Annotated in this window: 8 protein-coding genes, 2 rRNA genes and 1 pseudogene; 4 read left to right on the plus strand and 7 right to left on the minus strand. The window is 57.4% G+C overall.

Annotated elements, in window-relative coordinates; all coding sequences use genetic code 11:
• Window positions 1-60: 60 nt before the first annotated feature.
• A 23S ribosomal RNA gene (locus tag A0257_12340) occupies window positions 61-2,980 on the minus strand.
• Window positions 2,981-3,210: 230 nt separating this feature from the next.
• Window positions 3,211-4,731 (minus strand): 16S ribosomal RNA (locus A0257_12345).
• The 16S and 23S rRNA genes sit together here, the layout of an rRNA operon.
• Before the next feature lie 1,554 nt (window positions 4,732-6,285).
• Between A0257_12345 and A0257_12350 the strand changes: the two genes are divergently transcribed.
• The 3 genes from A0257_12350 to A0257_12360 all read left to right on the plus strand — a co-directional run bounded on the left by A0257_12350 (window position 6,286) and on the right by A0257_12360 (window position 9,936).
• On the plus strand, window positions 6,286-6,465 hold the full coding sequence (locus A0257_12350) for a hypothetical protein (GenBank protein AMR27802.1): 180 nt from the start codon (window positions 6,286-6,288) through the stop codon (window positions 6,463-6,465).
• Window positions 6,466-6,645: 180 nt separating this feature from the next.
• Window positions 6,646-9,465 (plus strand): hypothetical protein, encoded by a 2,820-nt coding sequence (locus A0257_12355; protein AMR27803.1) that lies wholly within the window; start codon window positions 6,646-6,648, stop codon window positions 9,463-9,465.
• Between the two features lie 72 nt (window positions 9,466-9,537).
• On the plus strand, window positions 9,538-9,936 hold the full coding sequence (locus A0257_12360) for a hypothetical protein (GenBank protein ID AMR27804.1): 399 nt from the start codon (window positions 9,538-9,540) through the stop codon (window positions 9,934-9,936).
• A gap of 154 nt (window positions 9,937-10,090) precedes the next feature.
• On the opposite strand, the gene A0257_12365 is transcribed toward A0257_12360, so the two are convergent.
• Entirely contained in the window at window positions 10,091-10,798 is a 708-nt protein-coding gene (locus A0257_12365) for a hypothetical protein (GenBank protein ID AMR29741.1), read from the minus strand.
• A gap of 282 nt (window positions 10,799-11,080) precedes the next feature.
• Window positions 11,081-11,572, minus strand: a complete 492-nt coding sequence (locus tag A0257_12370; GenBank protein ID AMR27805.1) for a YajQ family cyclic di-GMP-binding protein — start codon at window positions 11,570-11,572, stop codon at window positions 11,081-11,083.
• Window positions 11,573-11,744: 172 nt separating this feature from the next.
• On the opposite strand from A0257_12370, the gene A0257_12375 reads away from it, so the two are divergent.
• Complete coding sequence (locus tag A0257_12375; GenBank protein ID AMR27806.1) at window positions 11,745-12,197, plus strand: hypothetical protein; 453 nt, start codon at window positions 11,745-11,747, stop codon at window positions 12,195-12,197.
• 164 nt (window positions 12,198-12,361) lie between these two features.
• On the opposite strand, the pseudogene A0257_12380 reads toward A0257_12375, so the two are convergent.
• The 3 genes and pseudogenes from A0257_12380 to A0257_12390 form a co-directional block, all read right to left on the minus strand.
• A pseudogene (locus A0257_12380) lies at window positions 12,362-13,375 on the minus strand (cold-shock protein).
• Window positions 13,376-13,608: 233 nt separating this feature from the next.
• Window positions 13,609-14,349 (minus strand): hypothetical protein, encoded by a 741-nt coding sequence (locus A0257_12385; GenBank protein AMR27807.1) that lies wholly within the window; start codon window positions 14,347-14,349, stop codon window positions 13,609-13,611.
• Window positions 14,350-14,354: 5 nt separating this feature from the next.
• Window positions 14,355-14,624 (minus strand): hypothetical protein, encoded by a 270-nt coding sequence (locus tag A0257_12390; protein ID AMR27808.1) that lies wholly within the window; start codon window positions 14,622-14,624, stop codon window positions 14,355-14,357.
• Window positions 14,625-14,660 lie beyond the last annotated feature (36 nt).

A 14,660-nucleotide genomic window follows, 5' to 3' on the forward strand; every position in this document is an offset into this window, starting at 1 on the left:
AGTCAGCAAAACCGTTGACATAAGGGAAAAGAGAAAGAAGTAAAAGCTCCTGGGCCAGCGGAAGCCCTCGGTTCCTTAGTACGGCTCAGCTATGTCATTTCTGACTGTACACCTGCCGCCTATTTACGTGGTCGTCTACCACGAACCTTCTTTTGGGAGGCCTCATCTTGAGGTGAGTTTCGCACTTAGATGCTTTCAGCGCTTATCTGCTCCCAGCGTAGCTACCCGGCGCTGCCCCTGGCGGGACAACCGGCGCACCAGCGGCTGGTCCAACTCGGTCCTCTCGTACTAAAGTCAGGTCCTCTCAAGCCTCCAACGCCCACCACAGATAGGGACCGAACTGTCTCACGACGTTCTGAACCCAGCTCGCGTGCCACTTTAATCGGCGAACAGCCGAACCCTTGGGACCTTCTCCAGCCCCAGGACGTGACGAGCCGACATCGAGGTGCCAAACCTCCCCGTCGATATGAGCTCTTGGGGGAGATCAGCCTGTTATCCCCGGCGTACCTTTTATCCTTTGAGCGATGGCCCTTCCATGCGGAACCACCGGATCACTATATCCGTCTTTCGACCCTGCTCGACTAGTCAGTCTCACAGTCAAGCCCACTTCTACTATTGCGCTCTACATCCGGTTACCAAGCGGATTGAGTGGACCTTTGAAAGCCTCCGATACTCTTTTGGAGGCGACCACCCCAGTCAAACTACCCAGCAGCCACTGTTCTCTGAGATACTCAGAGTTAGGCATCAGGCACAGTAAGGGCGGTATTTCAACGTTGGCTCCACCAGACCTAGCGGCCCCGCTTCGACGCCTCCCGCCTATGCTACACATACTGAACCCAACACCAATGGCAACCTATAGTAAAGGTGCACGGGGTCTTTCCGTCCCGTGGCGGGTACTCGGCATCTTCACCGAGACTACAATTTCACCGAGCTCACGGCTGAGACAGCACCCAAATCGTTACACCATTCGTGCAGGTCGGAACTTACCCGACAAGGAATTTCGCTACCTTAGGACCGTTATAGTTACGGCCGCCGTTTACTGGGGCTTCGATTCAACGCTTCGCCTTGCGACTAACATCCCCTCTTAACCTTCCAGCACCGGGCAGGTGTCAGGCCTTATACGTCCGCTTACGCGTTAGCAAAGCCATGTGTTTTTGTTAAACAGTCGCTTGGGTCTTTTCACTGCGGCTTCTCTGCTTGCACAGAGGAAGCGTCCCTTCTCCCGAAGTTACAGGACCATTTTGCCGAGTTCCTTGGCCGTGATTCACTCGAGCGCCTCAGGATTCTCTCCTTGACTACCTGTGTCGGTTTGCGGTACGGGCCGATTGTAGATACAACGTTTAGCAGCTTTTCTTGGCAGTCCTTAGGTACACTATCCACGTGAGCCGAAGCCCGTGTGGTACTATCACCTTTCCCCTAATCGAGCGTACTTAACTACTCAACCAATAGGTACGGGCTTTAACGAGCACTTCCGTCCGCTCGCGGTACTTTCATTCCTGCGTCCCTGCATCACTTCTACATCCGGGGGCCAGAATATCAACTGGCTTGCCATCGGGTACACCTCTCGGCTCTCCCTTAGGTCCCGCCTAACCCAATTCCGATTAGCGTTGAATTGGAAACCTTAGTCTATCGGCGAATGGGTTTCGCACCCATTTTATCGTTACTCATGCCTACATGTGCTTTTCTGGACGCTCCACCGTGCCCTGACAGGACGGCTTCTCCGCAACCAGAATGCTCCCCTACCACTTGACTATCTCCGAGGAGTATGTCAAATCCCGCGCTTCGGTGCCTAGCTTGATGCCCGCGTATTATCGATGCCCGGTCGCTCGACCAGTGAGCTGTTACGCACTCTTTAAAGGAATGGCTGCTTCCAAGCCAACCTCCTGGCTGTCAAAGCAACTGGACCTCCTTTGTTCAACTTAGCTAGAACTTAGGGACCTTAGCGGCGGGTCTGGGTTCTTTCCCTCTCGGCCGGGGACCTTAGCACCCCAGGCCTCACTGCCGTGTATGAATTTGCTGGCATTCGGAGTTCATCAGGATTCGGTAGGCTCTGACACCCCCTAGTCCTATTGGTAGCTCTACCTCCAACAAACCTAACCACGACGCTGTACCTCAATACATTTCGGGGAGTACGAGCTATTTCCTAGTTTGATTGGCCTTTCACCCCTACCCTCAAGTCATCCAAATCCTTTTCAACGGAAACTGGTTCGGACCTCCACAGCGTGTTACCGCTCCTTCATCCTGCTCAAGGGTAGCTCACTAGGTTTCGCGTCTACCCCCCCTGACTACGCGCCCTATTCAGACTCGCTTTCGCTGCGGCTACGCGCCTTCAAGCGCTTAACCTTGCCAGGGAGGAGTAACTCGTAGGCTCATTATGCAAAAGGCACGCTATCAGACTACAAAAGTCCTCTAACTGCTTGTAAGCACACGGTTTCAGGTTCTTTTCACTCCCCTATTCGGGGTTCTTTTCACCTTTCCCTCACGGTACTGGTTCACTATCGGTGTCTCAGGAGTATGTAGCCTTAGCGGATGGTGCCGCTCGCTTCAGACGGGGTTTCTCCGGCCCCGCCCTACTCAGGGTATCGCTACCGTGAATCAGAAATGTCACTTACCGGGCTCTCACCGTCTCTGGCGCAGTTTCCCACCTGCTTCAGTTATCTCGATTCAATCAGATGTCGCGACCCTACAACCCCACAGCGGCCGTAACCGCCGTGGTTTGGGCTCCTCCCCGTTCGCTCGCCACTACTTGGGGAATCATGGTTATTTTCTTTTCCTGCAGGTACTGAGATGTTTCAGTTCCCTGCGTTTGCCCTTATTCACTGAAGAATAAGTCACTGGTCTTCAACCAGTGGGGTTGCCCCATTCGGAAATCCAGGGATATAACGGGTATGTGCCCCTCCCCCCAGCTTATCGCAGCTTATCGCGTCCTTCTTCGCCTCTGAGACCCTAGGCATCCCCCGTGTGCTCTTACTTACTTCTCGCTTGCGATTCACCCTACACGGGGTAGAATGAACTGCTTATATCTTGTGGATATAAGCCCGCTTTTTACTTCTCTCTCTTATTTTCCCTTACGTCAAAGAACGTTTATCATCCTGTCGATGATAAATGTGAACTACAGCAAAATCTGAAGTTCTAAAATCGTTGAATGGAGGAAATAGACAAATGTGTGGTCAAGCGACCCAAATCTTAAGTAGTCAAGAGCGGGGCTGCTCCAGAAAGGAGGTGATCCAGCCGCACCTTCCGGTACGGCTACCTTGTTACGACTTAGCCCTAGTTACCTGTTCTACCCTAACTGGCTTCGTTGCGGAGCACCAGCTTCAGGTCTACCAAACTTCCATGGCTTGACGGGCGGTGTGTACAAGGCCCGGGAACGTATTCACCGCGCCATGGCTGATGCGCGATTACTAGTGATTCCAGCTTCACGGAGTCGAGTTGCAGACTCCGATCCGAACTGAGAACGGCTTTTCGAGATTGGCATCTGGTCGCCCAGTAGCTACCCGCTGTACCGTCCATTGTAGCACGTGTGTCGCCCTAGGCGTAAGGGCCATGATGACCTGACGTCGTCCCCGCCTTCCTCACTGCTTGCGCAGGCAGTCTAGCTAGAGTCCCCACCATTACGTGCTGGCAACTAACTATAGGGGTTGCGCTCGTTGCGGGACTTAACCCAACACCTCACGGCACGAGCTGACGACGGCCATGCAGCACCTTGCTTTGTGTCCCGAAGGAAAAGTCCATCTCTGAACCGGTCACGCGCATTCTAGCCTAGGTAAGGTTCCTCGCGTATCATCGAATTAAACCACATGCTCCACCACTTGTGCGGGCCCCCGTCAATTCCTTTGAGTTTCACTCTTGCGAGCGTACTCCCCAGGTGGGATACTTATCGGTTTCCCTAAGCCACGAACAATCTTTAGCTCGCAGCGAGTATCCATCGTTTACGGCGTGGACTACCAGGGTATCTAATCCTGTTCGCTCCCCACGCTTTCGTGCCTCAGCGTCAGTATCAGCCTAGTCAGCTGCCTTCGCAATCGGGGTTCTGGACGGTATCTATGCATTTCACCGCTACTCCGTCCATTCCGCCAACCTCGTCTGTACTCAAGTCAACCAGTATCCAGGGCAGTTCCGCTGTTGAGCAGCGGGCTTTCACCCCAGACTTAATCGACCGCCTACGCACCCTTTAAACCCAATAAATCCGGACAACGCTCGCACCCTCCGTATTACCGCGGCTGCTGGCACGGAGTTAGCCGGTGCTTATTCTGCAGGTACCGTCATCACTCCACACGTGAAGCTTATTCTTCCCTGTCAAAAGCAGTTTACGACTCAGAAAGCCTTCTTCCTGCACGCGGCATGGCTGGGTCAGGCTCTCGCCCATTGCCCAATATTCCCTACTGCTGCCTCCCGTAGGAGTCGGGCCCGTATCTCAGTGCCCGTGTGGGGGACCAGCCTCTCAGCTCCCCTAGTCATCGTCGCCTTGGGCAGCCGTTACCCACCCAACTAGCTAATGACCCGCAACCCCATCTATACCCAATAAATCTTTACTAATCACCTGATGCCAGGTTAATAGCTTATGCGGTATTAATCCGCCTTTCGGCGGGCTATCCCCCAGGTATAGGTAGGTTAGTTACGTGTTACGCACCCGTGCGCCACTGTGACATTGCTGCCACCGTTCGACTTGCATGTATTAGGCCTGCCGCTAGCGTTCATCCTGAGCCAGGATCAAACTCTCCATTGTAAAAATTCCTGCACCATAGCAAACTATGGCTGATGTCGAGATGCTAGCCTCGCTCTTAGCTGACGGCTCGTTAATTCGAATCGCTCATTTGCTTTGCCAACTCAAGCTTGCGCCCGGCTGACAAAACACCTCACGTTTTTGTCTATTTCCAACATTCAAAGAACGATTGCTACTTCCAGTTGAAGTGGCATGGTAGGCTGCCTAAGCGGCCCGTTTGCTGTGTCTTACAACACCCTGTTTTGATTGGGAGTGCAAAGGTACAAGTATTTTTTGAACTCGCAAATCTTTTTTTTAAAAATTTCAGTGCCGTTTCTCTGTTAGGCGGCTACTGGCTCAGTCCCTTTCGGATTGGGAGTGCAAAAGTACTTGCTTTTTCTTACGAAGCAAGAAAATATTTTGAAAATGCGTAAAAAAAGAATGCAATCACTTGCCTTGCAGAAAATATAATGTTCATTTACAAGGGTTTACAGCATAAGGATAACGATAAATAATTACACGTAAGCTGTATGTAGTACGTAACTGCTGTTACGCGGTGCCTTTGAATAAGCGCTGTCAGGGGTGTAGCGCGGACTTTGTAGTCCGCGTTCCGGTGCCATTAAAACCATCCAGTGGCGCGGGTAGCGCGGACTACAAAGTCCGCGCTACCCGCTACTGCGTAACAGCAGTAAGTAAAATGGCATAGCATTGGTTTCAAGCTGGCTTCTTAATCGGGGAGATGAACCTGAAAAGCGATGGCGAGATGCATGAATGCATCGTCTAGCACAGTGACCATAGGCTGAAGCAGCTGTTAAGCTTGACCTTAACCGACTTAGGGTGGGTAGGGGGCAAAAAAGAAACCCGCAGGGTGGGGTAGGCTTAGCCTTGGGTAGTCACCCCGGACAGGCATACCTACCTCCCAGGTAAGTTTAAGGTCGTAATAGCCCCCTCCAGTAACTTATTTTGCAGCCGCGTCTTCATCTACGTTCAACTATCGCGGCTCGGGGCTATCCTGGGTAGGGGGATATACAGTAATTGCTGCCTCGCGCATCGTGAGTCTAGGCCAGCACGGGTCTGGCACAAGTACCACCGGGTGCTGAACCAAGCTCGCTGGAGCGCCCGCACCGCCAACTGCTTCTTGCTGGGCCAGCTCGTGGCCACTTCTTTGCCCCCTAGCCCGCTGATGCTGGGCTTAAGTGAAACCTTGAAGAATCGTTGGGGCCGCGCGTTGTTGCCCGCAGCATCTACCGCGATGCCCTGTGTAGCAGCGGACACTCGTGAACCCGCCTACCCAGTGGAACTGTTCACGGATACGGCCCTGTAATAATCGGCCAGCACGACCGTGCTCATCCACTGAGTGCTGGTGCAGCCGTTCGAGGAGCTACTGGGGGAACACTAAAGGACTTTTTGAGCGCAGCCTTAGCGCTGGAAGCAGCCACGAGTACAACTATATTATGCCCGGCGCTGGAAGTTACCTTAGCCTAAGTATGCGCCCACTTTAGGGTGAAAACCCGATGCCAGTGATGCGACCTGGCCCACCGCCGCCACACTTGGGGCTTGTTACGCGCACAGGCCTGCGCTTGGTACCGAAGGCGGGTCCCAACCTTATAATGAAGCGCTGGCTACCGTCCGGCGCTATTTATGGCCCGAAACAATTCTTGACCATTCGCTTCACTAACTCCGTCCTGCTCAAACTTTCGCGCTATCAGCTTTATATCTGGCAAGAGGCGCTCGCAGGGACCGCATGGGGCTGCAAGTAAAGCTTGATATGCATGAGTTCGCCCTTCTCACTAGTAGGCCCATGTAATTAGAGACCACTTAATCAGTTAGTTTAAGCAACATTTGGGGCTTTCCGTTTCTTCATTTGGCGCTCTGACTTATGTGGTTATCTTTGAAGCAAGACCGTTTTTTATTCCTTTTCCCCTGTTTTATCGCTGCTCATGAAGTTACACTTTCCGCTTGTGGAATGCCGTGCGCTGGCTCTGGCCGCCGCACTGGCCCTGCCAGGGCTGGCGCTGGCCCAGCAGACCTCGCCGGCCGCGGCCCTGGCAACTTTTACTGCCAAGGCCAAAGCCCAAGGGCTCAGTGCGGCTGACGTAGCGGCTCCATTCATTACCAGCTCGTATTTCGATGCCAGCACAGGCCTCACCCATACCTACTTGCAGCAGCAGGTGAATGGGCTGGCCGTGTTCAACGCCACCGGGGCCGTGCACACCGACGCCGCGGGTAAGGTGGTGTTTGCTACCCAGGATTTCGTGTTGGGTGCCGCGGCCAAAGCCGGTAGCCCGAGTCCCGCCCTCACGCCCGAACAGGCCGTAACGGCCGCCGCCGTGGGCCTGGGCCTGCCCCGCCCTGTGGCCCTGCGCACCGTAGTAGATGCCCGCGTGGCCGACGGCGTAATTTTTAACAACGGCGGTATCTCGCAGGAGAATATTCCGGTGCGCCTGATGTATACCCGCCAGGACGGCCAGCTGGTGCTGGTGTGGAACGTGACTATTGCGCAGCTCGACCAGCAACACCACTGGAATGCCCGCGTGGATGCCCAAACCGGCCGCATAGTAGAGCAAAACGACTATGTGGTGAGCGAGGCGACCACTTTCAGCGAAATGGTGCAGCGGCAGCATAGCCAGCAGCAGGCGTCTTTTGGGGCCGTAGCGGCCCCGGCCGCCGTGCGCCAGGTGCTGAGCCCTAACGCTGCTGGCAGCCTCACCGTGTACCCGGTGCCGCTGGAATCGCCCAACTCAGGCAGCCGGCAGATGGTACCGCTGAGCAGCGCCAACCCTACCTACTCGCCCTACGGCTGGCAGGCCAGCCTAGCCCCGAGCGGCACGTTTCCGGATACCTATTCGCTGGCATCGAGCGGTAATTTTCTGACGCGCGGCAACAACGTGGCTGCCTACGACGACAACAGCAACACCGTGAGCGGCCCTGGCAACGCCAACTATAGCTCTCCGACCAGCTCGCCCAATGGCGGCCCGACGCTGAACTTCGACTTTCCGTTCGTGCAGGTCAATGGGCCGCGCGCCAACCTGAACGCTTCCATCACCAACTTATTCTACTGGAATAATATGGTGCACGACGTCATGATGGCGCACGGCTTTAGTGAAGTATCGGGCAATTTTCAGTATAAAAACGCTACCGGCGCGGGCGCGGGCACCGACCCCATTAGGGCCGAGGCGCAGGACGGCAGTGGCCGCGACAATGCCAACTTTGCTACCCCCCCCGACGGCAGCAGCGGCGTGATGCAGATGTATTTGTGGGATAATCTTCCCAGCAACAAGCTGGTTATCACGGGCGCGGCCGCTGGGGCGGGCACCTACCAGTTTGCCTCGGTGGCCTTTGGCCCCAGCATTACGAAGAAAACCCTGGCCGGCCAGCTGGTGCTGGTAAATGATGGCGTGTCGGCCGATGGCGGCGACCACGGCTGCGCGTCGCCATTTACGAACGCGGCCGCGGTGAGCGGCAACATCGCCTTCATTCAGCGCGGCGGCTGCCCGCAGCTCACTACCCTCAACCCCCGCTCAACCAACGCCTTCGCTACTAAGGTGAAGCGGGCGCAGGCCAATGGGGCCACGGGTGTAATCGTATTCGATTCGCTGGCCACGACCAATTTGGTTTCCTTCATCGGCACCGACACGGTTGGCATTCGCATCCCGGCCGTTTTCATCAGCGGGGCCGATGGCTTCAAACTGCGCGCGGCCATCCTGGGCGGGGGTAGCCTCACGGTGGCGTCGGCCACGCCGGGCGCCGACTTCGACGGCGCATTTGACAACGCGATAGTGAGCCACGAGTATGGTCACGGCATCAGCAACCGCCTCACCGGCGGGCCAGCTAATACCAGCTGTGTTATTCAGACCGTGACGGCCGGCACCGGCAGCAGTGCCACTACCATCACCACCCAGAGCATGGGCGAAGGCTGGAGCGACTTTTTTGGCCTCTGGATGACCACCCAGCCCACCGATATCGGGAGCACGCCCCGCTACCTGGGTAGCTACGTGGTGGGCGGCACCTCAGTGGCGGGACCCGGCATTCGCACCTACCCCTACTCTACCAATAATAGTGTGAACCCCTTGACCTACGGCAAAGTAGGCACTGCCAACTACAGTGAGACCCATGCCCTGGGCGAAGTCTGGACCGCAGTGCTCTGGGATTTGAACTGGCAGTTTATCTACCAGTATGGCTACAGTGCCGATATGTTTGCTACCACCACCGGCGGCAACAACAAGATGCTGAAGCTGGTGCTCGACGCCTGCAAGCTCCAAGTATGTAACCCCGGCTTTCTGGATGGCCGCGATGCCATTCTGCGCGCCGACACGCTCACCAACCGCGCCGCCAACGCCGCCCTTATCTGGAACGTGTTTGCCCGCCGCGGCATGGGCTACAGCGCCGTGCAGGGCGACCGCGTGAACGGCACGCCCCGCCTCACGGGCATCAAGGAGGCGTTTGACCTGCCGCCCAACGTGACGGCCGTGGCCCTGGCCGCCAAGAACGGTGCCACTGCGAGCAGCGCCCTCGAAGCCTTCCCCAACCCGGCCCAGGACCTGCTCACCGTGCGCACCCAGCTCAGCAGCGCGGCACCCATGCAGGTAGCCATCCTCGACCTGCTGGGCAGGACCGTGCTGCAAGCCGCCGCGCCCGCCGCCCAAATGCAGCAAGCCGGCATCGAGCTGAATACCAGCCGCCTGGCCACCGGCCTCTACGTGGTGCGCGTGACCACCACGGCCGGCACTTACACCACCAAGGTGACCATTCAGCACTAAGCTGCCTGAAATATCCGGCAAAAAAAGCCCGGCTTCGGCCGGGCTTTTTTTGGGTGCGTACTACGCGGGTCTATGCCTGCTCCTACCCCCCCTCTCCGGCCCGACGCCGCCCTGCTGGCGCTGCGCCCGGCCATTGCCGGCCAGCCCGCCGCCATCCCTACCCCCACCACAGTGGCTGACTTTCAGCACCAGGTGCTGCGCCCGGCCCTCAAGCTGCAACACGACGTGCTGCTGGCCACCGTAGCCGACTTCGCGGCCGACTACCACCTGCCGCTGGCCGGGGCCGCGCCCACCGAGCGGCAGCGCCTGCTGGGCGAGCTGCTGGCCCGCAATGCCCGCCTGCGCGCCACCATTACGGGCCTGGTAGTGGGCATGTTCACTACGGAGGAGCTGGCTTTCTACCGCGAAAATCGCGCGGAGCTAAACCGCCGCCTGCTCGACCTGGCCGAGCAGCGCGTGGTGAGTAGCTGAAGTACTTAAGAACGTCATTCCGAGCTTGCCGAAGAATCTCGCTCGCGTCGTGGAACGGGACCCGAACGATTCCGAGCGAGATTCCTCGGCAAGCTCGGAAGGACGTTCTTTTAGTACCTACTTCTACACGAGCCCTTAATTTCCCTATTACCCCCTAATCAGACTGGGAGTCGCGCAGGTGCACGGGCGCTTTGGCTTTGCGGCGCAGGCGCATATTCAGCAGCTCCACCACCAGCGAGAAGGCCATCGCGAAGTAGAGGTAGCCTTTTTCGACCTCTTTGTGGGCGGCCTCCATCACCAGCATGAAGCCAATCATGATGAGAAACGACAGGGCTAGCATCTTGATGGTGGGGTTGCGGTTTACGAAGTCGGCCACGGCACCGCTGAAGGCCAGCATGATGCCCATCGCGACGATAACGGCCGCTATCATCACCAATACGTTGTCAACCAGGCCCACCGCCGTCAGAATGGAATCGAAGCTGAACACGATGTCAATCACGATAATCTGCATGATGATGGCCGGCAGCTTAGCGTGCGTTGTATCAATGCTTTCCTCTTCCTCCTCGCTTTGCAGCTTGGTATGAATCTCGGTGGTGCTCTTGTAAATCAGGAACAGCCCGCCGGCCAGCAAAATCAGGTCGCGGCCGCTCACGCCGAAATTTTCGACCAGCGGCGGCACGTTGAGCGTGAACAGCGCCGTGCGCAGGCTCACAATCCAGGAAATGCTCATCAGCAGCCCCACGCGAAACAGCAGCGCCAGCAGCAGACCGATGGTGCGGCCGCGCGCCTGTTCGCCGGGTGCCAGCCGGTTGACGATGATGGAGATAAAAATGATGTTATCAATGCCCAGCACGATTTCCATCACCGTGAGGGTGAGCAGACTAACCCAGGTCTGAACCTGCGAAAAGGCAGCGAAGTGCTCAGCAGAAAAAGCAGCGAATGGCGACAAATCTTTTTAATTTAAGAAGGAAGAATCAGAAATAAGGCGGCTGTTTAAGAAGCAAAAGAAGTCACTGGAACATCATTCCGAGCCTAAAAGAACGTCCTTCCGAGCTTGTCGAGGAATCTCGCCCGCATCGTGAAACGACATCCGAACAATGCGGGCGAGATTCCTCGGCAAGTTCGGAATGACGTTCTTTTAAAGCTAGCTTTTCATATTCACGAACTGAAGCGGCTGGCCATTGTCGGTGTGGCGCAGCAGCGCGATGACGGCCTGCAAGTCATCAATTTTTTTGGCCGTTACCCGAATCTGGTCGTCCTGCATCTGGGCTTCGACCTTGATTTTGCTGTCTTTGATGGCTTTGATAATTTTACGGCCCGCGTCTTTGTCCACGCCGGCGCGCACCTTCACGGTTTTCTTTATGAGCGCGCCGCTGGCCTGTTCCTCGGCCGTGAAGTCGAGGGCCGTGCCGTCGATGCCCTGCTTTACGATGCGGGTGAGCAGAATATCTTCCAGGGCCTTGATACGCATAGAGTTTTCGGAGCTGAGCAGCACCGCATTACCCTTCTTGTCCAGTTCGATACCGCCTTTGGTATCGCGCAGGTCGTAGCGGGTGGCCAGCTCTTTTTTGGCGGTATTGATGGCGTTTTCCAGCGTTTGGGGGTCAACTTTGCTGACGATATCGAAGGAGGGCATAGGACGAAGCAGGGAAAGGGTGAGGCCGCTGCCCTAAAACACCGGCATTGGGCGGCGGCTGATAGTCTGATGAAGACAAAGGTAGGGGCTGGGCCCTGGCAGCTTTGCGTTGCATCTTCGCCGGCGCGGCCGCGCGGCCGCCCTTGCCTTTGTCGTTTGCCCTACCCCCCCCATGTCCCCCCATCCTCCCGACTGGCCCGCCCTGGTAGCGCGCTATAATGAAATCAACCGCTATGGCCAGGCCAATGGCATGGTGCTGACCGTGCCCGCCCCCGGCCAGGCCGAATACCGCATGACCATTGGCGAGGAACACCTCTCGTCGCCGGGCACGGCCCACGGCGGCGTGCTGGCCGGCCTGCTCGATGCTGTGCTGGGCGCGGCGGCCCTCACCCAGGCCTTCACGGTGGGCGAGTTGGTATCGACTATCGAATTCAAAATCAACTACCTGCGCCCCGTGTTGCTCGGCGATGAGCTGCGGGCCGTGGCGCAGGTCGAGCACGCGGGCAAGTCCATCGTGGTGGTGAGCGGCACTATCTACCGCGCCGCCGCCGCCGGCCCCGAACAAGCCGTGGCGCAGGGCCTGGGCACGTTCAACCGCTACCCGGCCTCCAAGCGGCAGCTGTAAAAAAAGGGGGGTAGGGAGGCCGCGCTACTACCCAATAGCGCGGCCTCCCTACCCCTCCTTTTTTACCTGAACCCAGCTACCTACAGCACGGCGCCGATGGACTGCGCCGCTACGGTGCTGGGCTCGAAGTCGCCGTCTTCGTCGCCGCTCAGGTTGGGCGCGGCTACTTTGCGCACGTTGCGGGCGCAGTCTTCGTCGCGGTGGTTGCGGCCCACTGTGAACTCGACCCAATCGCCCTCACGCAGGTCGTTGAAATCGCCCTCCGTCAAATCGGCGTAGCTGAAAAACAGGTTATTAGGCGGCATTACTACGAAGCCAAAACCATTCTTCAGGTTCTTGATGGTGCTGATGCCCACGGTGCCAACCGGGCCGGCGGCGGTGGGGCCGCTGGGCCGCACCGCGGCGGCTGCCCTAGCAGCGTTAGCCGCCAGGGCGGCTGGCGAAGCAGTGGGGTAGCTCTGCGCGGTGCCGTGGCCATTGGCAGCGGCCGGGGTGGGCAGGGTGGCAAAAGCCGCCGGCTCGCTCTGGGTCACAAACATGTTTTCCACTACCTCGTCCTGCTCCTGCAAGCCGCGGTCGATAACGGAGTGCATAGCCACGGGGTAGGTGGCCTGCTCCAGCAGGTGCTGCGAAGCGCGCGTCACGCGGGTTTCGCCCTTGAAATCCTCATATTTGAAGTCCCAGTTGAGGAGCATCACGCGGGTGCCCACCGTGTTGAGCTTGCGGATGAGCGGCACGTAGTCCGAATCGCCCGCGATGAGCACCACCACGTCGAGGGCTTTGTGCAAGGCCATTTCCAGGGCTTCGAGGCTGAGCCACACGTCGATACCTTTTTCTTGGAGGCGGCCGTCGCGGGTTTTCAGGGGCATGTAGTGCGTGCAAACCCCCAGGTTCATCAGGATATCGTCGAGCAGGCGGTCGTGAAAGAGCCGGTCCTTGTCGCGGGCTTCGGTGGCCGATAGCCGGCCCCGAAAGAAATGGGAGGTAGTAATCTGGGCTAGGCGAACATCGACATCTTCCTCCTCAGCTACTTGATGGCGAATAAACTCGTGCAAGCCTTCGAGGCTGATGCGGGCTTTGCGCTCATGCTGGAAATAGTAATAATCACTAATTTTAAGGAAATAATTGCCGTCGTAAAACACGCCGACCCGGATGAGCGGACTATTCATCTGGTTCATAATAAAACAGGAACGTTAGTGGGGTAGAAAATTGGGAATTGGGTAGCAGTTGGAATAGCGCCCGCCGGCGAATAGTTTAGCGAGCTAACACATTAAAAATCAGCGAATGGCACGGCGCAAGGCAGCAAACCGGAGTTAGTAGTATAATTCACGTTAGGATACTTTATCGCCGCTCCGCCACTCGCTCCGATGCGAAGCTAAGAAAGGACGGCGGCATCCACAACTAATTCCTGCTAAAACCCTATCTTACCGATTACCAGCCCGAGCACCAGGAGGCCATAACCCAGGCAAATAGTTGCCTCCAGCACGTTGCCCGCCTTGGAGCCGGTGCTGAGCAGCGGAATCTTAAAGCTGAAATCGGTGAGGGGTAGCAGCCAGCGCACGCCCGACTTGGTGAGCGTGTCGGCCAGCAGGTGCGAGGCGTAGCCGGCCCCGGCATAGTGCGCGATGCCGCGCCAGCCCAGACTATGGTTGGCCAGGTAGCCGATGTAGGTCCACAGCGCGGTGGCCCAGATGGTGTGCGTCCAGGAGCGGTGCGCGGTGAAGGGTGCCAGCGCGATGAACGACCCTAATAGACTGAGCCACAGATAATGCGCATAGAGACCCGCCAACACCGTGCCCAGCCCCGTGAACAGCAGCGCCAGCCGGCGCGCCGAACCGCCCTGCAAAGCCACGCCCAGCAGCCCAAACGCCAGCGCGGCCACGTAGCTCAGGCGCTGGTCGGCCCCCGGCCGCAACTGAAAATACGCGTAAGCCGCCAAGCCCAGCGCCGCCGCTCCAAAGGCCCAGCGCACGTAGCCATAAGTGAAGCCCAGCCGGTGGCTGAGCTTGCTCTCGGGATGGTCGAGGTCGGGGGCGAGGGCCGAAAAGCCGGCCAGCGCAATGCCCGCCAGCGAAAATGGAATGCCGGGCACCAGGCCGGCAACTGCCACGCCCGTGATGAGGCCGATGGCCAGGTGAGCAGAACCGCGCAAGTAGCTTAGGTTGTGGGGTTTTCGAGCGTATTCAGGCGGCTTTCGTGGCTCAGTACCCGGTCGATGAGCGGGGCCATGCTTTTTGCAAAAGCATCAATCAAACGGTCAGTATTCTGGCGGTTTTCCTCCCGCATTAGCTTGAGTTCTGTTTCAACTCCTTCCATGCGGTGTTCCAGCCGGTCGAGGCGGCCGTTGATGGCTTTCAGTTCCGAGCGCACTTCGTGCATCTCAATAATTAGTTCGGATACTACTTCGGGCAGGTCGCGGGGGTTCATAAGCAAGGAACAACTAATTCCGTGCCGCTAAGGTAG

Origin of the sequence: Hymenobacter psoromatis, from assembly GCA_001596155.1 — a bacterium.
GTDB lineage: Bacteria > Bacteroidota > Bacteroidia > Cytophagales > Hymenobacteraceae > Hymenobacter.